We start from the raw sequence: 20,497 nt of genomic DNA, 5'->3' as shown, positions 1-20,497 counted from the left end.
TTGCTGGCTAACACCGCGTTAAATGTTGGCTTTTCTCATGGCCTCACGGGTCAGGCGTCTCGACAGTTCTTTTTCGTCATATCCGATGTCATTGAGCAGTCTGTTGTAAATGTCCTCGCTCATTGGCTCGTCGGCAAAAATCACAGTGTCTGGAACCGGCAGATCGTTCGCCAATGCTTTGAGTCGGGTTCTAAGTTCGCTGCGTTGCACCTCCGTCAAATGAATCGAGTTGACCCACTCATGCTGAGTCGTTCGCAACGTCTCAAGCTGTTCGAATTTGCTCAGGTAAAGCTGTTTGTTGTCCTCGAATTGCGAAGGGTAGGTTTCACGGAGAAAGCGCTCCCAAAAATCCAGTTCAAGCATTTTGTTGACGAGGCCGTCACCATTTTCGAACGAGAGTACTGTGTCGTAGGCGTTATCGATCATGGCGTCGGTGACACCGGATACCGGTCTGTAAAGCATGCCTTCGGATTGCCAGGGCAGACTCAAGCGTTTTGCCAATCCAGTCTGATAGGCCAAATAAACTTCAACTTCATCCGGGTCACCTGGACGACTGCTCATGTCAGCCCGGGCGACATCATTGACCAACTCCAGGCGTGCCGAACCTTTGCAAAGTTTTACCAGGCTGGTTTCCAGTTGTGCAGGATCGGTCGAGCCGGAATAAGCCTCGAAAGCGAGCACTTCGATGCCCATGTTGTTGAACAGTTGTGCGCCGGCGTCGGCACATCTAACTGGATCACCGGCCATGGCGAAGAGTTTTTCTCTGAGCGGCGTATCGATATACGCGGCATCAACCACGCGCCAGAGGCGTTCTAATAGTTTTTCACGCGCCACGCCGCCGGCTCGGTAATCAGCAAAGCCAGGTGCCCCATTTAAAAAGGACAAAAAAGGCCCAGCATCCGGTTCGTGTTTCAGTTCTTCCCAATGTTTAAGCTGTCCAGCGTTTGCTCCGGAATCACTTTCCCGGATCAATTCACTGAAAGTCGGAACTGTTGGAGGTAATGCTCCTACCTCATTGAGGCCTGCTTGTTGCCGTATCTCGTTGAACCGAGAGAGGTCGATGGCCGATAAATTTTCGACATCGAGGCGTGTTTGCCCCAGTACCAATGCATCTGAGGGCCTTAGCGTCATATCGGGTACGCTATTGAACGGATTGCCCCGCATGTCCAGGAAAAAGTCCTCAGGCCTCTCTTGGGCTAAAAGCCCTATGGGCCAAGTAGTGAGTCCGGTATTTCTTAGGTCGAGTACCTTTAGTCTAGGCATGCGCGAAATGTCGGGTAGTCTAATTAGCGGATTATTATTTAGATCGAGTGTCTCCATGTAGGTCAGGTTGCTTAATTGTTCGATCCCGAGTCGGTTCAAGTTGATCATGTTTGAACTTAGCTCAAGACGCTCCAGCTGATGCATGTTTCCGATGTCGGCTGGCAGATGATTCAATGCGCAACGGTTGGCGCTAAGTTCCCGAAGATTTGGAAAGTCATGCAGTAGCCGGTTTGGCTCTAATGAAAATCTCGTGTTGTCGAGTTTGAGGTTCGTAACTTTATTGAAATATTTAGCTAGTTCCGGAAGTTTTGACCACCAAGTATCCAGGTTTAGCGGCAGAAACTCTTTGGAGAGATCAAGTGAGTAAGCGAATGGATCAGCGCGGGTGCCAAGTTCTGTATTTTTTCGCTCGAAACAATCAATCAAGCGTTCTGAGATAAATTGTCCCCCACCGCCTAGGAATCCAAGGTCGTCTGAAACCGGGCTAAAGGGTTGTTGGCGCCTCCAGTTAACGAGGATCCCCCTTAACTCAACGAGATCCTTTTCCTGCTCTTCTATGGCCTTAAGCGGTTCACCTCGGGCGGTCAAAGCACTGGCAAATACATCAACTTCGGCCTCGCTGAAGTGCGGATGCAGATCCCGAATGCGTTCATGCAGTGTTTTGCCTTCCTTGCTCAGCCCACCCCCACGCACCAACAGCATCGTTTCATGCTCGGCCACCATGCGAACGGGCGGCTCGGCGAGCACGGTCCGGCGTTCGCTGGGCGGGGCCGATTTAACCATGACCCATTGCCTGAAAAACTCGGCATCACCCGGTTTGTAGCCCAGGCTGGTTTGACCATTTTCCTGCGTGGCCTGTAGCACGGCTTCAAAAAAATCATCGGCTTCGTGGATCGGCTTATCCTCGCCATCACGCACCTGATACTGCCCGTCCTCGTCGCGAATCAGTACCCGCACCCGCGTGGCGTCATCGGGGCCGACGCTGTAACGCAGCTCGCCATCGAACGTGCCCTGACGAATCTCCAGGCGCAGGTCGCCGAAGGTATCGGTGTGAAAGCGCAGGGTGCCCAGCACCAGGCGTTCGGTGTCGGGGGTGATTGATGCGCTCGGGTACAAACCCTGGGCTGCTCGTACCGCCTGGGTTTCGAACTGAAGCTCTCGTGCCTGGGTCCTCAGGCGTAACGGCAGGCGGTTTTCTTCTGTGATCCGCCGACGTTCCGCAGCGCTGGCGCGCGCATGGATTTGGTCCGCAATGGTCGCCGGCAGTTCCGGGAAATCATCGAACAGCGTCGCAATCTCAGGGGATAACGGCGCGGGCTCAATGGGCGGTGAAGCCAGGCGTTGCAGGGTATCGGTCAGCAGCGGCGGCGGTGGTGCGCTCTCCACGTGCACCCGGCGCAGCACGCCTTCTTCGGTGCCGCTGATCTGACGTATCTCCTCCAGTTGTTCATCGTTGAAACCCTCGGTGCTGTGACCGAGGCGCCGCATCAGGGTCGAGCCTTCCCACTCGCGCGGGTTTTCGGTTTCGCAGACCCAGGCCCCATGGCCATTGTGGCGCAGGGTCGGTGCGTAGGCATCGAAGCGTTCCGGATGGCGAATGCGTGGTTGTTCGGTGACCGCGTCATCCAGCACTTCGAAATGTTGATCGGCCAGGCGCAGGATGCGCCGGCCCTGATGCTGGTGAATACCCTGGTCATCAGGCCGGGCATCGGCGGGTAAATCCACGTCGGTACGTTCATAGGGGCTGAGGTCGGGGTTCCATAAACGCGTGTCACCGTTGGCCAGCCGCACCGGTTTCAGGCCTTCGAAAAACGGCGACAGCTTCGCCCCTGCAACGTTGCCGACTGAGCCTGCCGCCGCGAACACCCCCAACTGAACGACGCTTTCGAGCACGCCGAGGGTCTGCTCACCGGCCTCGGCCAGGCGTCCCTCAGCCAGATCGACAAGGCCCTCGACCACGCCATCCGTCAGTTGATAGGCCGTATACGCCAGCATCAATTGCCCCAGGCCCGGCACCAAGGGCGTCGCCACCAGCAAGGCAATGTTGAGGATGTCCGAGAGCATTTTTTCCAGGTTGTCCCACCAGGCCCAGCGAGCCATGCGGTCGGCGTATTCGGTGGAGATGGCGATTTCCCGGGCATCGTTGAAAACCTTGTTCAGGGTCTGCCGGTAGCGATAGCCCCACAGGTCATTGTTGAAGGTCGTCTCCCGGTCGATCTTGATGCTGGACACACTGAATTGCAGATTGGGTTTATCCACAGGCGTTTCGCGCCAGCTCGGCAAGTTGGAACCTGCGGGGGCCGGCTGCCATTTCACGGTGCTCAGGCGCGCGTTCAATCCGGCAAAGAAATGGCCCCGTTGCTCATGGGGCACGAATTGGCTGAAGAAGCGTTGATAGCTGTTGGCGGATTCGCCATCGCGCAACTGGCGCGTCAGTTCCGCCATGAAATCGAGTGAGGAGGGGTATTGCTTGAGCGGGTGCAGCGGATCATGGGGCACATAGGCAATCAACGGGACCGGGCCGCTGGCGCTGGAGGTATCGGACGCGATCAGGATGATGCCGCTCAGGCGTGTGTCCATCATCGCCAGGTTGTAATAGCCGACGGGTTTGCCGTTCCACTCCAGCCGCGAACGGTCGTTGAGCATGCCTTGCACCACGTCAAAGGCCGCCTGGTCGATATCGTTCTTCATCAGGGCCATGTACGCGGCGGCATTCAGTGCACTTTTCTGGCTCTGAACGACTTTGTGGCGCAGGACATTGCTCGCCGTTTTGTCGGCTGGCAGTAAAAGGTCATTCAGGTGCTGTTGATAGCGGGCGCCGATGTCCAGTTCGCGACACAGGGCCTTGAACTGCTCGATGCTCACTTTGGGCTTGAGCGGTTTGACGTTGAAATGCCCGAGTGCGTCGGGGCGGGTGATGAACTCGGAGTCCTCGGTGAAGGTTTCGTCCCGGGAAAAGTTATGCAGCGCGGCGTCCAGCAGCGAGACCGTGCGGCTGGTGGTTCCGCCGGAGAAATCATGCACCCACCAAGCCGTCGTCACCGGGGCATAGAGCCGCAGCCAGGTTTCCTCGACATCGTCTTCGACGTCGAAGCGGTCCTTCAATGCTTTCTGCAGCAGGGGTTTGGCAAAGGCGAAAATATCCTTCACATCCTTGAGTGCCGTATCCGCCGTGTTCTGCGCGGTCCAGCCGAGCTGGTTGGCTTTTTTCAACTTGCGGTGAGCGAGTGTTGACGCGTTCCTGTGCCAGTCGGGCAGCGTCAGCCTGACCGATTTCAGGTCCTCCACACGCGATGGCGAGGTGTTCAGCAGCCAGGCAGGAATCGCCTTTTTGACCTGATGGAAGTGGATGCTTTTATCGAGCGGGGCGATGTCGAACAGGTCGGATCCCTGAATCGCCGAGGGGGTCGTGGGCATTGCTTGATCGTCCTTTGATCATGATTCGGACGACCAGACTAGGTAGGCCTGTGGCGTAAAAAAAGCTTAAAGATTGGTTGAAAAAGGTGCCGGGTGCGGCTCGACTCTCCAAAAATCAAGGAGTGAAAAATACATATGTACCGCCACCCGGTTCAGCCGTTGGCCATCGCTCAACGGCCGGCGGTCACCTGGGTTGGCTGGCACATCGTATGGGTGCCCGGTTGCAAGTAAGGGGTCAGGATCGGCGCCATGCCCTTGAGTACCTGCACCGGCAACGCCGAGGTGAAGGTGAAGGCTTCCGCCGAGCGCCCCGGCACGAAAGCGGTCAGGGTGCCGAAGTGGGTGTCGCCGATGTAGAACACGAAAGTCGCCGTACGGTTGAGGGACTTGGAGCTCAGGACCCGTCCGCCGGAGCCGATGGCTTCTATGCGGTTGTCACCGGTGCCGGTCTTGCCGCCCATGGCCAGCGGCTTGCCGTCGGGCAGTTTGAACGTGCCGGCGACCCGTTTCGCGGTACCGGCATCCACCACTTGCGACAGGGCGTCGCGCATGGCGGTGGCGACTTCGGATGGCATCACCCGTTTGCCGACCTCCGGGTCATTGATCAGTTTGGTTTCATAGGGCGTGCCGGCGGCGAAGTGCAGGCTGTCGATGCGCAGGGTCGGCATGCGTACACCGTCATTGAGGATGGTGCCAATCAGCTCGGCCAACGCGGCGGGACGGTCGCCGGAGCTGCCGATGGCGGTTGCCAGCGATGGCACCAGGTGGTCGAACGGGTAGCCGACTTTTTGCCAGCGCTGGTGGATGTCGAGGAAGGCCTCGATCTCCAGCATGGTGCGAATGCGGCTGTCACGGGCGCCCTTGTGTTTGCTCTTGAACAGCCAGCTGTAGACTTCCTGGCGTTCGAACTGGCTGGCTTTGACGATCTGGCTGAAGGTCGCGTCCGGGTTGTGCAGCAAGTAGCCCATCATCCACAGGTCCAATGGGTGAACCTTGGCGATGAAGCCCTGGTCCGGCAGGTCGTATTTGCCGGGGCCGTAACTGTCGTAGAGCCGGATGAGGCGATCATCGGTCAGTTTTTCGGTGAGCTTGGCGCCACTGAGGTTCGAGCGTACGAATGTGTTGAAGCTTTCCTGGCTGGCTAGCGGCAGCAGGTAACGGTGCACGGCGGCCAGGCGGATCGGCGTTGGGCGCATGCCGTCGAGGAAGGTATCGAGCCGTGCCTGGGTGTCCTTGTTTTTGTACTTTTTCCAGAATTTCAGCAGGAACGAAGTGCCTTCGCGGTCGGCGAACGAAGCCAGGTATTCCTGGCGACGCGGGTCGTTGTCGTCCTTGAGCAGTTCGGAGCTGTTGTTGGGACCCGAATACGTGGTGTAGCGCACCAGGTCGCGCATCAGGCGAATGAAGGGCAGGTTGATCGACTCTCGAATGGCATCGCGCAGGGTCGGCATGCGGCCGTTGTCTTCCTTGCGGAAGTTATGGAACACGTGCAATCCGCCACCGGTGAAAAACGCTTCGCCAGGGCTGGCGGAATACTTGCGGTCCAGCGCCGCACCGAGCATGGGCTGCAGGCTGCGGTCCTTGTTCTGAATCAGATAATCGACCACCCAGCGGGTCAGGTGATCCTGTTCCGGCACGTCGACTTTCTTCAGTTCCGGGATGGTCATGCCGGCATATTTATCGTGCAACTCGGAAATGATCTGCAGATAGGTGGTCAGCACGCGCATTTTTGCCGTGGAGCCCAGTTCCAGTTTGCTGCCTTCATTGATGTCGAACGGTTGATCGGTGCTGTCGGTCTGCACCCGCACCCGCGAACCGTCCGGGGTCAATTCGAACAGGGTGAAGCTGTAGCGCACTTGCGTGGTGCTGGTGGGGGTCAACAGATGCTCGCCGATCAGGCCGATCTGCGAGGCGAAGGCCGGGTCGGCGAGTTTTTTCAGGTACTCGGTGGCCTGGGTTTGCAGTTCATTTTGCAAGGTGCTGGTGGCCGAGAGGTCGAGGCGGTCGAGGTCGTACAGCGGACGATTGAGCATCCCGGCCAGACGGCTGCGGGCCACGCTGATGCCCTTGTTGGCTTCGATGGGCTGAATGGTCGGCTGGGTGGCCCAGTCGCGGTAGGTCACCTTGCTGGCCAATGCGGCGGCGGCGAACGGCGCGTCGATCACGCCATTTTGTGCCAACAGGCGAATGTGGCTGTCGGTGAGGTCGACCAGTTCGTCGCGACCCTTGGTCAGGTAATGGGAAGGGCGGCGCTGGGCGATCATCAATGACAACATTTCGCGCAGGGCCAGACCTTTCGCCGCCATGGTTTTCGGGTCCGTCGCAGTACTGGTCAGGACCTCGTTGGCCTGGTTGAAATCGGAGCCGTACCACACCCGTAAGCCTTCGGCCATGCCGTGCACTTCGCCGTGGCCGGGCACGGCTGACAGCGGCACGCTGTTGAGGTAGTCGCGAACAATGTTCTGCCGGGCAGCGAGGGTCTGTGGCCCGGCCTGATAGGCGCGCACGGTGGCGGAAATCATCTGGCGGATTTTTTCCGCGCCATTGACGGTCAAGCCATCGGGCGAGTGCCGGTATTTTTCCAGCTGAGTGGCCAGGGTACTGCCGCCGGCCGATTGACCAGGCACATGCAACATTTTGGCAACCTGGGACCATGCCGCCATGCCGAAACGCGGCCAGTCCACGGCGGGGTTGGCCAGGGGTTGTTTGGGGTCAAGCAGAAAACGGTTCTCGATGAACAGCAGGCTGTTGACCACCACCGGCGGGATGGAGTCAAAGCTGGAGTAGAGCTGTTGCGGATAGTTGTATTGGTACAACGGCGCGGCGCGGCAATCGGTGATCGATAACCCGGCCTGGATTTTTTCGGCGTAGGGTACGAACAGGCCTTTGTCGGCGTAGCTCATCAGTGCCGGGGAAAAGCGGGTTTGCGCTTCGATGACGAAATTGCGCTTCAGCAGACGGGGCAGGAACTCACCCAGCGAGCTGTAGCCCAGACGCTGGTCGAACGGACCGGCGCCGGGGTAGCGAATGGCGTCACTGGGGCCGGGTTTGAGTTCATAACTCAGGGTTCCGGCAAACTTGCTGACCTCTCGCGCTTGAAACCTCGACGTGCGCATCTCCTTGGACGCCGCCAGGCCTACGACAATCGCAATGATCAATATCAGCAACCAGAACGCCTTCCACCCGTGCTTGATGCGGCTGCGACGGGGTTTTTCAGGTATAGGCGCTTCATCCACACGTTCAGTCGGGACCACAGTTTTACTCGAATCGGTTTGCCATAACGCGCCCATAGTCGACTGATCCATTCACGCAGATTGATCTGACTTGTCTGAAGCTTAGACGGTGGTTGGCGATGGTGAAAAAATTGTGAACCTCCAACTATCGGGTTTCTTCTGATTTCTGTGGCGAGGGAGATTGGTCCGGCTCGAATGCGCAGCAGTCGAACACCAGTCAACCGGTTCAGTCAGACATAACCCGATGACAGGGGTTGGGGCCGCTTTGCAGCCCAGCGGGAGCGAGCTCCCTCGCCACAAAAGGGTTTACACCGGCAATTGGTTTCAAAGCCAGCAGGCGTCCCAGAGCGGGTAATCACCGATTTTTGCCACCAATCCTGCGCGCAAAGGATTGGCGACGATGTAGCGAGCGAAAGGCCGCAAATCTTCCCCATTGCGGATTGCACGGTCGTGATAGCCGGATTGCCAAAATGCGCCAGTTCGATTCAATACCCGGTTGATGGTCAGTGTGCTGCGGGACTTGGTAGCCTGCATGAGTCGCGCCATGCTGCTTTTTTCAAGTTGTAACAGCCAATGAAAGTGATCAGGCATCACTACCCAGGCAATTGAGTTCACCCATTCCTGATCGTGGGCGCGCCTGAGCTCAGCAACCAGCAAGCGCCCCAGACTCCAATCGCTGAATATCGGGCGTCTTTGATGTACAACCGCAGTGATGAGATAGGCCCGGCCTGATTCGGAAAAACGTCCTTGGCGCAGAAGGTGGGAGTTTGGGCGTGGAAGCATTCCTTGCGTCCTTTTGTGAAAATTCCTATTGATCCTAGGTGTCATCCAACCTACACATCGCCGCGCTTCCTGAAGGAGAAATCCGAAATCCCTGACGGAATTAACGTGGCTGCAGTGCTTCTGTGGCGAGGGAGCTTGTCGGATCGCCGCACCGTCCCGCTCAAGTGCGCAGCAGTCGCAAAACCAGGTAACCGGTTTAGTCAGACATAATCCGATGACAGGGGTTGGGGCCGCTTCGCAGCCCAGCGGGAGCGAGCTCCCTCGCCACAAAAGGGTTTCAGCCCGGCAAACTGTTTAAACGGAGGAACGCGCTTCCCTGTGGCGAGGGAGCTTGCTCCCGCTGGACTGCGTAGCCGTCCCATTTTTGGGCAGCTTCGCGCTCCAGCGTCGGAACGCCGCCCGGAGCAGGCTCGCTCGCCACAGGTAATTGCCTCAGGCAGGCACTGTCACCGCCTGTGATCTTTTAATGGTCTGATTCAAGCGTTTGTTGAACTCCAGCCAGGCCCCCAGCAACGCCATCAACCCCGCCCCCACCAGCGCCGTGAAGATCTGCATGGCGAAGGCATCGTCGGTCATCGCATTGACCATGTCCGCCAGGGGCGCCAGCAGCACGCCCAGGCAGAAGATTTCCAGGGAGAAACGACCCATACGGCAGCTTTGCCGGGCCAGCCAGTTTTGCGTCCAGCCGCTGTCGGGCAGCAGTTTCGCGGTGACGTAGGCCAGCGCCAGAAAGTGCAGCAGGCGCACGGGGGACAGGTTGGTCTTGCTGATCGGGTACAACAGGTTGCTCAGGCTGGCCGGCATCAGCGCGTCGTGGATCTGCGGCCAGCGCCACAACACCGTCAGCACACCGGCGACCACAACGTATGCCGCTGCCGTCATGAACAACGGCTGGCGAATCAAAGGTCGGGGCTCGGGCAAGCGCGGGCGCTGTGAGTGAATCGCCGCCGCACCACCGAGCACGAACAGCAACTGCCAGGCGACCGGGTTGAAGTACCACACGCCGTCCTTGATGGCGGCCAGGTTCCAGCCCAGCCACTGCGCCAGCAGGTACACCGTCAATGACACCGCCACCACCGCCCAGGGCTTGCGCACCAGCAGCGGCAGCACCAGCGGTAACCCGGCCAGCAGCACGATGTACAGCGGCAGCGGGTCCATCAGGTTCGGTTTGAAGCGCAGCAGCAGTTCATCGATCAGGGCCTGTTGCGGGCTGGCGATGAAGTGGTGCATGCCCATTTCCTCCACCAGATCCCGGGTCTCCACGTGACTGTTGGCGAAGAACACAATGCCCATCAGCATCGCCAACAGGAAAATATGCACCACGTAGAGCACCCAGGCCCGGCGCAGGATCTTCACGCAGGCAATCAGAAACCCCTCGCGCGCGAGGACTTTGCCGTAGGCCAGCACTGCCGCATAACCGGCCAGAAACACGAAGACTTCGGCAGCATCGCTAAAACCGAAGTTACGCAGGGTGATTTGACCCAGAGGGTTGTGGGGCACGTGATCCCAGAAAATGAAGATCAGTGCCAGGCCACGAAAAAAGTCGATCCGGTGATCGCGCTCTAACGTCATGACATCAGGCTCTTGAACGGGTGTTGAACAAAGGAGTCCGGGAAGGGCGGAAGGTTGCGCCCGCACATCGGCGGCGCGCAGGGTGGCGTGATTCGCCGGCAAATGCAAAGGCGGGATATTTCGGAATGTCTCGTGGCGTGGTGGCAGCGTTTAACCGCTGGTCTGAAAGGCTGCGATACCTGTGATTTCTGACAGTAGACAAGCTCAAATGACTGGGGATATATCAGGTTCCAACACAGGGTTGTCAGCATGAGACGGGTGTGGAAAGGCTTGTCCAGCTACACGGTGATTGGCGTCGCAAACACGTTGATTCACTGGCAGATCTTTTTCCTGCTCAGCGTGGCGGCCGGTTTGACTCAGGCTGCCAGCAATCTTGCAGCCTTCTGCGTGGCGGCCTCGTTTTCGTTCTACATGAATGCGCTGTACACCTTCGATGCCAAGGCCTCGGTGGGCGGTTATCTGTTGTTTCTTGTGGCGATGGGCGCGCTGAGCCTGGGCGTCGGGCACCTCGGTGACGCATGGCGGCTGCACGGCCTGCTGACCGTGGCGCTGTTTTCGGCGTTAAGCCTGGTGTTCGGCTTCCTGTTTTCCAAGTACGTGGTGTTTCGCGAGCGTGAAGCATGAAAGTGTCGCTCATCGTCCCGGTATTCAATGAAGAACAGGCGATCAACCTGTTTTACCAGGCGGTGCGTCATGAATTGAGGCTTGACCGGACCGAAGTGGAGATCGTCTTCATCAATGATGGCAGCTCAGACCTTACGGGCGAGCAGGCCACAGCCCTGGCGCAGGCGGACGATCAGGTCATGCTGATCAATTTCTCGCGCAATTTCGGCAAGGAGCCCGCCCTGTTCGCCGGCCTGGAATATGCCACCGGTGATGCGGTGATCCCGATGGACGTCGACCTGCAGGACCCGATCAGCGTCATTCCCTTGTTGATCGAGCAATGGCAAAAGGGCGCCGATGTGGTCCTGGCCAAGCGTCGCAATCGGGCCACCGACAGTTATCTGAAACGCCACAGTGCCTCGCTGTTCTACCACCTGTTGAACCGGATTTCGTACACCCGGATCGAAGAGAACGTCGGTGACTTCCGCCTCATGGACCGCAAGGTGGTCGACGTGATTCGCGCCTTGCCCGAGCACCAGTTGTTCATGAAGGGCGTGCTGTCCTGGGCCGGGTTCAACAGTGTCGTGGTGGAATACGAGCGGGCCAGGCGGGTGGCGGGGGACAGCAAGTTCAACGGCTGGAAGCTGTGGAACCTGGCACTGGAAGGCGTGACTTCGTTCAGCACTGTGCCATTGCGCTTATGGACGTACGTCGGTGGCTGCGTATCGATCTTCGCCGTGCTTTACGCGGTGTACATGGTGCTGGACAAGATTTTCTTCGGCAACAGCGTGCCCGGTTATCCGTCCTTGATGACCGCCATTCTGTTCCTTGGCGGTGTGCAGTTGATCGGCATCGGCGTCCTCGGTGAATACATCGGCCGAATCTACATCGAGTCCAAGCACCGGCCGCGCTATGTGGTCAAAGACATCGTCGGCGGCAAAAGCAGGCATGGGCCTTAGCATGGGCAGATTCAGTGATTTCTTCGTCAGGGAACTCGGACGCCGACAGGTCTGGCTGTTTTTCCTGCTGGCGACCTTTTTGTATGTGCTGCCTCTGATCCTGGCGGATTACCCCTACATTGATGACAACTGGCGCTCGCTGTCGGCGGGGATGGCCTGGGCCGAAGAGGGGCGGCTATTCGCCGAGCTGTTCTACAACCTGCTGACCTTCAGCAACGCCGCGCCGAACATCTTTCCGTTGCCGCTGTTGATCGCGACCGTGGCCATGGCCTCGGCACTGACCAGCCTGACCTTTCATTACTTCCGTCAGCCGACGGTCGCCAGCTGTCTGGTGCTGTTGCCGCTCTGGTACAACCCGTTCTTCCTGCAAAACCTGTCCTATCACTACGACGGCCCGATCATGGTCCTGAGTGTGGTGGCGGTGATCTACGCCATCACCTTTCGCCACCCCTCGCGCAATGTGCAATGGCTGGTGCCGTCATTCCTGATTGCACTGGCGCTCGGGCTGTATCAGGTGAGCTTCAATGTGTTTCTCGGCCTGTGTTGCCTGGAAGTGCTGCGGGCCGCCAACGACAAAGTGGCCTGGCCGCAGTGGGGCGGCCTGATCGGCTGGAAGCTCGCTCAGGTCATGCTGGGCGGGCTGATCTACGGCGTCAGCGCCTACCCCTTCATGGGAGAGAGGCGCACGCAGTTGCTGAACTGGGGCGCGCATCCCTTGCTGCAAATCCAGATCAACATCGGCCGGGTGCTGGAAAAGGTGGTGTTGTTGTTCCATGGCGGATTTGCCTGGGTGTTCGCCGGGTTGTTGCTGTGCGCCATTATCGGTGCGGTTCACCTGGGTTCACGGGTTGTGCAGCGTCCGGACAGTGGGCCGGTGAAATGGTTGATCGGCCTGCTGTGTGTGCTGTGCGTGCCCATCGTGCTGCTGTTGGTGTCGGGTGTTGCGCTGTTTTTCCGCGATTTCAACGAAGGCGCCAGAACCTTGATGGGCTTTGCCGTCTTGCTGGTGCTGATGTTCTACCTGGCTCATCTGGCACTGGCACCCCTGCACGAGCGATTGCCGCTGCTGCTGGTGGTGCCGCTGGTGGCGATGCTGTCACTGTCGTTCGCCTATGGCCGGGTACTGACGCTGCAGAAAACCTTCGCCAGCAGCGCGCTGTACAGCCTTGAGTACGACATCGCCAGCCATCGGGCATTGCGCGAGGCCAAGCGCATCTACCTGTCGGTCACTTATTCCGATCATTGGCTGGCGGGGGCCGCGGGCTCGTTCAAGCACATGCCGGTGTTGCACTATCTGCTGAATACCGACTTCTTCATGCTGGCCGAAAACCTGCCCACGGTGGGCATCACCAACGTGGTTGCGGAGAAGGAACGACGTAACGCGACGAAGGTGGGGTATCAAGGCTTTCCCGCGTTGGTGGAGAGCCAGTTCTACCGGATCTACCTGATCGGTGATTACGGCTTTATCGTGATGAAAGAACCGGCCCCGATCAAAACGCTTCATTGGTGAAGCGCAGTGACGAGGCCGTGGCGGTCAGGCAGCCGCGACCTCATTGGGCTCGAAACTGTCGGCCCGCGCCATTTGCCACATCCGCGAGTAAAACTCGCCGTTCACTTCTCCGGTCAGCAATTCGCCCGGCTTCAGGAACACATGCAGCTGCGAGAACAGTTTGATCTCGGTCGCCGACATGCGTCGCACCAGGTGCCTGGCCGACAACTGCGACGGATGTTCGAGGCCGGCGGCGGCGAGCATCTCGGCCAGGCCCTTGAGGGTGTTGCGGTGGAAGTTGTAGACGCGCTGGGCCTTGTCCGGCACCACCAGCGCCCGTTGGCGCAAGGTGTCCTGGGTGGCAACGCCGGTCGGGCATTTGTTGGTGTGGCAGCTTTGCGACTGGATACAGCCGATGGCAAACATGAAGCCACGCGCCGAGTTGGCCCAGTCGGCTCCGATGGCCAGGACGCTGGCGATATCGAAGGCGCTGACGATCTTGCCGCTGGCGCCGAGTTTGATCTTGTCCCGCAGGTTCAGGCCCACCAGGGTGTTGTGCACGAACAGCAGCCCTTCGCGCATCGGCACGCCGATGTGGTCGGTGAACTCGACGGGCGCGGCGCCGGTGCCGCCTTCCTTGCCGTCGACCACGATGAAGTCCGGGAGGATGCCGGTTTCCAGCATGGCCTTGGCGATCCCCATGAACTCCCACGGATGACCGAGGCAGAACTTGAAGCCCACCGGTTTACCGCCGGACAGTTCGCGCAACTGCTGGATGAAATGCATCATTTCGATTGGCGTGGAAAACGCGCTGTGGCGTGACGGCGAGATGCAGTCTTCGCCCATCTGGATGCCGCGGGTATCGGCGATTTCCTGGGTGACCTTGTGTTTGGGCAGAATCCCGCCGTGGCCCGGTTTGGCGCCCTGGCTCATCTTGATTTCGATCATCCGCACCTGTGGCGTCTGCGCCTGCGCGGCGAAGCGTTCCGGGTCGAAACGCCCGTCCGGGGTGCGGCAACCGAAATAGCCGCTGCCCAGTTCCCAGGTCAGGTCGCCGCCGTGTTCGCGGTGATACGGGCTGATGCTGCCCTCGCCGGTGTCATGGGCGAAGTTGCCGAGTTTGGCGCCCTGGTTCAACGCGCGAATGGCGTTGGCGCTGAGCGAGCCGAAGCTCATGGCCGAAATGTTGAACACCGACGCCGAATACGGCTGGGTGCATTGCGGGCCGCCGACCATCACGCGAAAACCGCTGGGGTCGCTCAGCGGCGCCGGACGCATGGAATGGCCGATGAACTCGAAACCCGACTGATACACGTCGATCAGGGTGCCGAACGGCTTGTCGGCGCTTTCATTCTTGGCGCGGGAGTAGACCAGCGAACGCTGAGCCCGGGAAAAGGGCAGGGCGTCGCTGTCGGATTCGAGCAGGTACTGGCGGATTTCCGGGCGAATGGCTTCGACCAGGTAACGAATATTGCCGAGGATCGGGTAATTACGGCGCACCGCGTGCGGGCTTTGCAGCAAATCGAAAACACCGATCAGGCTGAGTACGCCCGTGACAGCGGTGATCGGCCACAGCCAGTCGTGTTCGAGAAAGGGCAGGCTGGCGAGGGTGAATATCACGCAGACGGCAAAGAAGGCGTAGCGGCTCAGCAGCGACAGGCTCATACGGTTTCCTTGGGTTCGGACTCAATTATTCGGCTAAACGCAAATCACTGTAGGCGCGAGCCTGGCCGCGGTGAACCAGTGAACACCACGGGGCATCAGGTTCCCTGCGTTATCGTTCACGATCATCGCGAGCAGGCGCGCTCCTGCGGAAAAGCATTTCCGTGTTATGTCAGGCATTCTGTGCCTGCAGAAAAATCGAAAACAGCTCGGACTGGGACTTGATCCCGAGCTTGCTGTACATGTGTTTCTTATGGACCTTCACGGTTTCGATGGAAATTTCCAGTTTGCGGGCGATTTCCTTGCTGGAGCAACCGCTGAGCATCAAGCGCCCGACATCCAGCTCCCTGGCGGTCAACTGCGCGCCTTTGAGTTGCTGCACCGACGCTTCCAGTTGCACCCGCCAGTCGCCTTGTACCGGGGTCGGCGCAAGCGCCACCATCTCGTTGATTTCATAGGGTAGACGCTGGCGCAACAGGCCAAGCACCCACGGCTGGATCAGCGACAGCAAGGCAATCTGCCCGGCACTGAAGCGCTGCTTGCTGCCCAGGGACAGGCACAGCGTGCGGTCGCCTTCGAGCTGGCAATTAAACTGGATTTCGTCCGCCACGACATTCACACGAAAGTAGCGTTGATAGTACTCGGTGAGTTCGAAATGCTCGGGCGCCACTTCAGAGAGGCGATACAACCCGGTGCGCGATTGTTCGCGGCAGGCGATGTAAAACGGGTCGAGCAGGTACAACCCGCGCAGGTAATCCTGAAACAACTGATCGGGACCGCCGTCTACGCCGGGGCATTCGGCGAACACCTGCGGGTGCTGATCGGCGCTGAACAGCAGGGCTACCCAGCTATCGCAAGGCACGTACTGATCCAGCAAACGCACCAGTTGCGTCCAGAAATTGGGCTTGTCCAGGGCGTCGATCAGGTGCCCGACCGAACGGTGCCAGGCGATGTCGTCCAACGAGAGTGTCATGCCTCTACCCCTATCGTGTTACCCCAGTGGCGTAATTCCCCGCCTGCGTGCTTGCTGCGCATACTGGCGCACAGACAGACAGCGACCGGGCAATCTTTGTGCCGCCCGGCATCCATGACAAGGAATCCCCATGAAGGTCGAACTCGCCCAACTGGCGGGCCGTGACAACGACACGGCTTACAACCTCGAACGCGCTCTGGCGGCGATCAATGCCTGCGCCGCCGATACACAACTGATCCTGTTCCCGGAAAGCCATTTGATGGGCTTCCCGTCAGCCGAATCCGTGGCCGAGATCGCCGAGCCGCTGGACGGTCCGAGCGTCAGCGCCATTGTCGCCGCCGCCCGTGAACGCAAGATTGCCGTGGTCATCGGCACCGCCGAGAACGACAACGGCCGTTTCTACAACACCACGCTGCTGATCACGCCCGAAGGCATCGCGCTGAAATATCGCAAGACGCACCTGTGGGCGTCGGATCGCGGCGTCTATGAGGCGGGCGACCGCTATGCCACTTGCCTGTGGAACGGCGTGCGCGTCGGTCTGCTGATTTGCTACGACATCGAATTCCCCGAAACCGCCCGCGCCCTGGCGCAATTGGGTGCCGAGTTGCTGCTGGTCACCAACGGCAACATGGACCCCTACGGCCCGACCCACCGCACCGCGATCATGGCCCGCGCCCAGGAAAACCAGGCGTTTGCGCTGATGGTCAACCGCGTGGAAGCGGGCGATGGCGGCTTGCTGTTCGCCGGCGGCAGCGCGTTGGTGGATCCGCTGGGCAGCTTGCTGTTCGAGGCCGGGCGCGAGGAGGGGCAGTTTGCGGTCGAGCTGGACCTGAACCGGTTGACGGCGGCACGCCAGGATTATCGGTATCTGGATGATCAGCGGCTGAAGTTGCCGGGGGCGGTGGTTGAGCATGCATCCGGGTTGCGAGAGCTGCTGATACCGGCGCGTTGATCCGGATTCTTTGGCATCTGCCCTGGCGCCATCGCGAGCAAGCTCGCTGCCACATTGGATCTGTGTGAGCCGTGCCCTTGTGATCAAACCCAATCCGTTGTGGGAGTGAGCCTGCTCGCGATGAGGCCCGGTCAAACGATACACCCCCACGACAATTCACTGTTTTCACCGCCATGAGCTACGGCCGCATGGCTTCCTCGTGGGTTGATGATGTGGCGAAGAGCAAACACGGCGAACATCTTCTCGGGGGTGCGCCTTTTTCGTTCAAGCTTGAATAGCTTGCGGCTTCGCCCGCTTTTTGTCTTCGTGCTTCTGCTTGTCGCTCGCAAGGGCGTTGATGCAGTAGTTGATGTAGTAAAAGGTAAAAAGCCCGGTATAGACCAGGTTCATACGTAGCTCGAAGTTGTGTTCGGCCAAGGCGTAAGCCTTCAGCACCCGTCGTACGCGAAAGCACCAGAGCAGGGAAAGTGCTGTGAGTAATAACAACAGGATACCGGTCAGCACGAATGTATAGAGATGGGGGACGACGCTGATGTATCCGATTATCCCGATGAGGACCAGGTAGCTGACAAAAAAGGCCGAGCTCATGGTCTTTATGTGAGTGACTTCCTCCAGTGCGGTAAAGGTTTTATACATCCAGATGTTCAAATAAAGCCCACCCGTCAGTAGCCCCAACAGAATGAGATGAAATGTCTTGGTGTTGATTTTTTCTTTCAGCGTTGAGATGTCGGACATGCGAGGCTTCCTTTGATTGCGAGCGTGGTGAGGGACCGTTGAAAATCGGTACAACCACGCTACCAAAGTCGTTCGTGGGAAATTTCCGGGCTTGCCAGCGGACCGTTCTGGTCCTCGGCGAGCCCCAGCCCTTGGCCGAGGCAAAAAGGCGTGGGATTCTTTACAGCCCTTACACGCACCCTTGGTCAGCAATGTCTTTTCCTACTGATGCTTCTCTCATTGATTCCGCACTTATCCACATCGCCGCCGCCCTGCTGATCGGCCCCGACGGCCGTACCTTGCTGGTGCGCAAGCGCGGCACCGAGGCGTTCATGCAGCCGGGGGGCAAGATCGAAGCCGATGAGCAACCGATTCATGCCCTGGCCCGTGAGTTGGACGAAGAGTTGGGATTGATCATCGATCCAGCGAACGCGACTTTTCTCGGGCAGTTCTCGGCTCCGGCTGCCAACGAGCCGGGTTTTGTCGTACAGGCGGAAATCTTTCTGCTGACCATTGATGCCGAAGTTTCCCCGGCAGCAGAGATCGAAGAAGTGATCTGGATCGACCCGGCCACCGACGGCAATGTCACCCTGGCGCCATTGACACGGGACCTGATCCTGCCGTTTTATCGGGCTTCGCTGACTGCAATCGCCTGATCATCCACGCCAAGGAACCGCCATGATCCCGCTTCAGGATTTGCTGATTTTCGCCGCTGCCGCGTTGCTGATGGTGCTGACGCCGGGGCCGAACATGATCTATCTGATCTCCCGTTCGATCTGCCAGGGGCGCAAGGCCGGCGTGACGTCGTTGCTGGGTGTGGTCTCGGGTTTTTTCGTGCACCTGTTTGCCGCGGCTGCCGGTTTGACCGCCGTGTTCCTGGCGGTGCCGATGGCTTATGAAGTGTTGAAATGGGCCGGCGCGCTGTACCTGCTGTGGCTGGCCTGGCAGGCGGTGAAACCTGGGGCGCGTTCGCCGTTCGAGGCACAGCAGTTGCCGCCGGATTCGTCGCGCAAACTGATCACCATGGGTTTTCTGACCAGTGCCCTGAACCCGAAGATCGCGGTGTTCTACCTCTCGGTGTTTCCGCAGTTCATCAGCCCTGAACACGGTTCGGTGTTCACCCAAAGCATCGTGCTGGGTCTGACCCAGATCAGCGTCAGTTTCTGCGTCAACCTGATGATCGCCCTGTTTGCCGCGGGCATCGCCTCTTGGTTCGTCAACAACCCGACCTGGCTGGCGCTGCAGCGTTATTTCATGGGCTTCGTGCTGTCGGCGCTGGCGCTGCGGCTGATGCTTGAACAACGCCGGATGGCCTGACCATGTGGATCGAACGTCTGGATGCCAGCCACGCCCTGGCTTACCGGGAGTTGATGCTCGAAGCCTATGACCGTCACCCGCAGGCCTTCACCTCCAGCGTGCGCGAGCGTGCCTCCATGCCATTGCAGTGGTGGGAGTCGCGCCTGACCAGCAAGCTGGATCGGGTGTTCGGCGCGTTCGAAGAGGGCAGGTTGGCGGGCATTGTCGGGCTGGCCCTGGAGCTTCGGGAAAAGGCCAGGCACAAGGCGACGCTCTTTGGCATGTACGTGTCCGCCGATGTCCGTCAACGCGGGCTCGGCTATCAGCTGGTGCAGGCGGTGTTGGCCGAGGCGCAGCAGCATCCGGAACTGCGGCTGATCAAACTGACCGTCACCGCCGGCAATGACGCCGCGTTCTACCTGTACCAGCGTTGCGGGTTCGTCCAGTTCGGACTTGAGCCGATGGCAGTGCGGGTGGGCGAGGAGTATTTCGACAAGATTCATATGTGGCGACAGTTGTAAGTGCGCCGCAAATCCCTGTGGGAGCGGGCAAGCCCGCTCCCACAGGGGGTGTGGTGTTCTAGCGAACCGCGCTCACCCCATCCAGCGTCGAAAACGACGTGTCCTTCGCCGTCAGCAGGAAATCACGCATGTACGGTGCATCCAGCATGTCGGTGCGCACCGCCGCGTACAGCGTCGCGAACAACCCTTTCTCGCCGAGCCGCTTGGCCTTCACGTAACCCCGTGAACTGTACTCGTGCAGCGCCCAATGGGGCATGCCGCAGACGCCGCGTCCGCTGGCCACCAGCTGCATCATCATCACCGTCAGTTCCGAGGTGCGCACCTGCGCCGGTTCGATATCGGCCGGTTCCAGGAAGCGGGTGAAGATGTCCAGCCGGTCGCGTTCCACCGGGTAGGTGATCAAGGTTTCCGTGACCAGGTCTTCCGGGACGATGTAGGCCTTGCTCGCCAGACGGTGCTGGTTGGCCACGGCGAGCATCGCCTCGTAGGTGAACAGCGGCACGTAAGTGATCCCGACCAGATCCAGCGGATCGGAGGTCACCACCAGGTCCAGATCGCCACGGGCCAGGGCTGGCAACGGGGCGAAGGAGAAACCGGAAGCGAGGTCCAGTTCGACCTCCGGCCAGGCATCGCGGAATTGATCGATGGTTGGCATCAGCCACTGAAAGCAACTGTGGCACTCGATCGCCATGTGCAAACGCCCGGCGGTGCCACCGGCCAGCCGCGCGATGTCGCGTTCAGCGGCGCGCAGCAGCGGCAGGGTGGCATCGGCCAGTTGCAGCAGGCGCAATCCGGCGCTGGTGAAGCGCACCGGTTTGGTCTTGCGCACGAACAGCGGCATGCCCATGCGCTCTTCCAGTTCCTTGAACTGGTGGGACAGCGCCGACTGGGTCAAATGCAGGCGGTCGGCCGCATCCACCAGGCTGTCGGCTTCGCGCAAGGCGTGCAGGGTCTTGAGGTGACGGATTTCAAGCACCGTGGGCTCCATGAGGAAAACTTGTGATCAACACGAAAAGGTTGAGTTTGTCTCATGTTGGTCTGGCTGTCGACAATAGCGCCA

15 protein-coding genes are annotated in these 20,497 nt (G+C 59.3%); 7 read left to right on the top strand and 8 right to left on the bottom strand.

Annotated elements, in window-relative coordinates; translation table 11 throughout:
• Window positions 1-18: 18 nt before the first annotated feature.
• The 4 genes from ACVWYU_RS23050 to ACVWYU_RS23035 form a co-directional block, all read right to left on the bottom strand.
• The gene (locus ACVWYU_RS23050) at window positions 19-4,680 is read right to left on the bottom strand and encodes a dermonecrotic toxin domain-containing protein (protein WP_457373748.1); all 4,662 of its coding nucleotides are present in this window, start codon (window positions 4,678-4,680) and stop codon (window positions 19-21) included.
• 170 nt (window positions 4,681-4,850) lie between these two features.
• Window positions 4,851-7,970 carry a transglycosylase domain-containing protein gene (locus ACVWYU_RS23045; protein WP_390959847.1) on the bottom strand — a complete coding sequence of 1,040 codons (3,120 nt, stop codon included), beginning with the start codon at window positions 7,968-7,970 and terminating at the stop codon, window positions 4,851-4,853.
• A gap of 267 nt (window positions 7,971-8,237) precedes the next feature.
• Window positions 8,238-8,696, bottom strand: coding sequence for an REP-associated tyrosine transposase (locus ACVWYU_RS23040; RefSeq protein ID WP_457373747.1), 459 nt, complete (start codon window positions 8,694-8,696; stop codon window positions 8,238-8,240).
• Between the two features lie 432 nt (window positions 8,697-9,128).
• Entirely contained in the window at window positions 9,129-10,268 is a 1,140-nt protein-coding gene (locus tag ACVWYU_RS23035) for an OpgC family protein (RefSeq protein WP_457373746.1), read from the bottom strand.
• A 249-nt stretch (window positions 10,269-10,517) separates the two neighbouring features.
• On the opposite strand from ACVWYU_RS23035, the gene ACVWYU_RS23030 reads away from it, so the two are divergent.
• From ACVWYU_RS23030 to ACVWYU_RS23020, 3 genes are read left to right on the top strand one after another with little or no spacing between them, the layout of a single operon-like run.
• The gene (locus tag ACVWYU_RS23030) at window positions 10,518-10,892 is read left to right on the top strand and encodes a GtrA family protein (protein ID WP_090316690.1); all 375 of its coding nucleotides are present in this window, start codon (window positions 10,518-10,520) and stop codon (window positions 10,890-10,892) included.
• Complete coding sequence (locus ACVWYU_RS23025; RefSeq protein ID WP_457373745.1) at window positions 10,889-11,830, top strand: glycosyltransferase family 2 protein; 942 nt, start codon at window positions 10,889-10,891, stop codon at window positions 11,828-11,830. The genes ACVWYU_RS23030 and ACVWYU_RS23025 overlap by 4 nt, the downstream gene beginning before the upstream one ends.
• A gap of 1 nt (window position 11,831) precedes the next feature.
• Entirely contained in the window at window positions 11,832-13,340 is a 1,509-nt protein-coding gene (locus ACVWYU_RS23020) for a glucosyltransferase domain-containing protein (protein ID WP_457373744.1), read from the top strand.
• A 24-nt stretch (window positions 13,341-13,364) separates the two neighbouring features.
• Here the strand turns inward: ACVWYU_RS23020 and ACVWYU_RS23015 are convergent, their stop codons facing one another.
• Window positions 13,365-14,984 carry an FMN-binding glutamate synthase family protein gene (locus ACVWYU_RS23015; protein WP_390958948.1) on the bottom strand — a complete coding sequence of 540 codons (1,620 nt, stop codon included), beginning with the start codon at window positions 14,982-14,984 and terminating at the stop codon, window positions 13,365-13,367.
• Between the two features lie 169 nt (window positions 14,985-15,153).
• Complete coding sequence (locus tag ACVWYU_RS23010; protein WP_457373743.1) at window positions 15,154-15,954, bottom strand: response regulator transcription factor; 801 nt, start codon at window positions 15,952-15,954, stop codon at window positions 15,154-15,156.
• Window positions 15,955-16,084: 130 nt separating this feature from the next.
• On the opposite strand from ACVWYU_RS23010, the gene ACVWYU_RS23005 reads away from it, so the two are divergent.
• Complete coding sequence (locus ACVWYU_RS23005) at window positions 16,085-16,906, top strand: carbon-nitrogen hydrolase family protein (RefSeq protein WP_457373742.1); 822 nt, start codon at window positions 16,085-16,087, stop codon at window positions 16,904-16,906.
• A gap of 264 nt (window positions 16,907-17,170) precedes the next feature.
• Here the strand turns inward: ACVWYU_RS23005 and ACVWYU_RS23000 are convergent, their stop codons facing one another.
• A complete protein-coding gene (locus ACVWYU_RS23000; RefSeq protein ID WP_457373741.1) occupies window positions 17,171-17,641 on the bottom strand; it encodes a hypothetical protein in 471 nt (156 codons plus the stop codon).
• Window positions 17,642-17,832: 191 nt separating this feature from the next.
• Between ACVWYU_RS23000 and ACVWYU_RS22995 the strand changes: the two genes are divergently transcribed.
• Genes ACVWYU_RS22995 through ACVWYU_RS22985 form a run of 3 tightly spaced genes read left to right on the top strand, consistent with a single transcriptional unit; the run spans window position 17,833 to window position 19,437 of the window.
• Window positions 17,833-18,276, top strand: coding sequence for an NUDIX hydrolase (locus ACVWYU_RS22995; RefSeq protein ID WP_457373740.1), 444 nt, complete (start codon window positions 17,833-17,835; stop codon window positions 18,274-18,276).
• Window positions 18,277-18,298: 22 nt separating this feature from the next.
• Window positions 18,299-18,937 (top strand): LysE family translocator, encoded by a 639-nt coding sequence (locus tag ACVWYU_RS22990; RefSeq protein WP_390958956.1) that lies wholly within the window; start codon window positions 18,299-18,301, stop codon window positions 18,935-18,937.
• Between the two features lie 2 nt (window positions 18,938-18,939).
• Window positions 18,940-19,437, top strand: coding sequence for an N-acetyltransferase family protein (locus ACVWYU_RS22985; protein WP_457373739.1), 498 nt, complete (start codon window positions 18,940-18,942; stop codon window positions 19,435-19,437).
• A gap of 58 nt (window positions 19,438-19,495) precedes the next feature.
• On the opposite strand, the gene metR is transcribed toward ACVWYU_RS22985, so the two are convergent.
• Entirely contained in the window at window positions 19,496-20,413 is a 918-nt protein-coding gene (gene metR, locus ACVWYU_RS22980; protein ID WP_090316714.1) for a transcriptional regulator MetR, read from the bottom strand.
• Window positions 20,414-20,497 lie beyond the last annotated feature (84 nt).

It is taken from the genome of Pseudomonas sp. TE12234 (assembly GCF_054061835.1).
The sequence above is the reverse complement of the archived record's forward strand: the minus strand, read 5'-3'. Positions and strand labels throughout refer to the sequence as shown.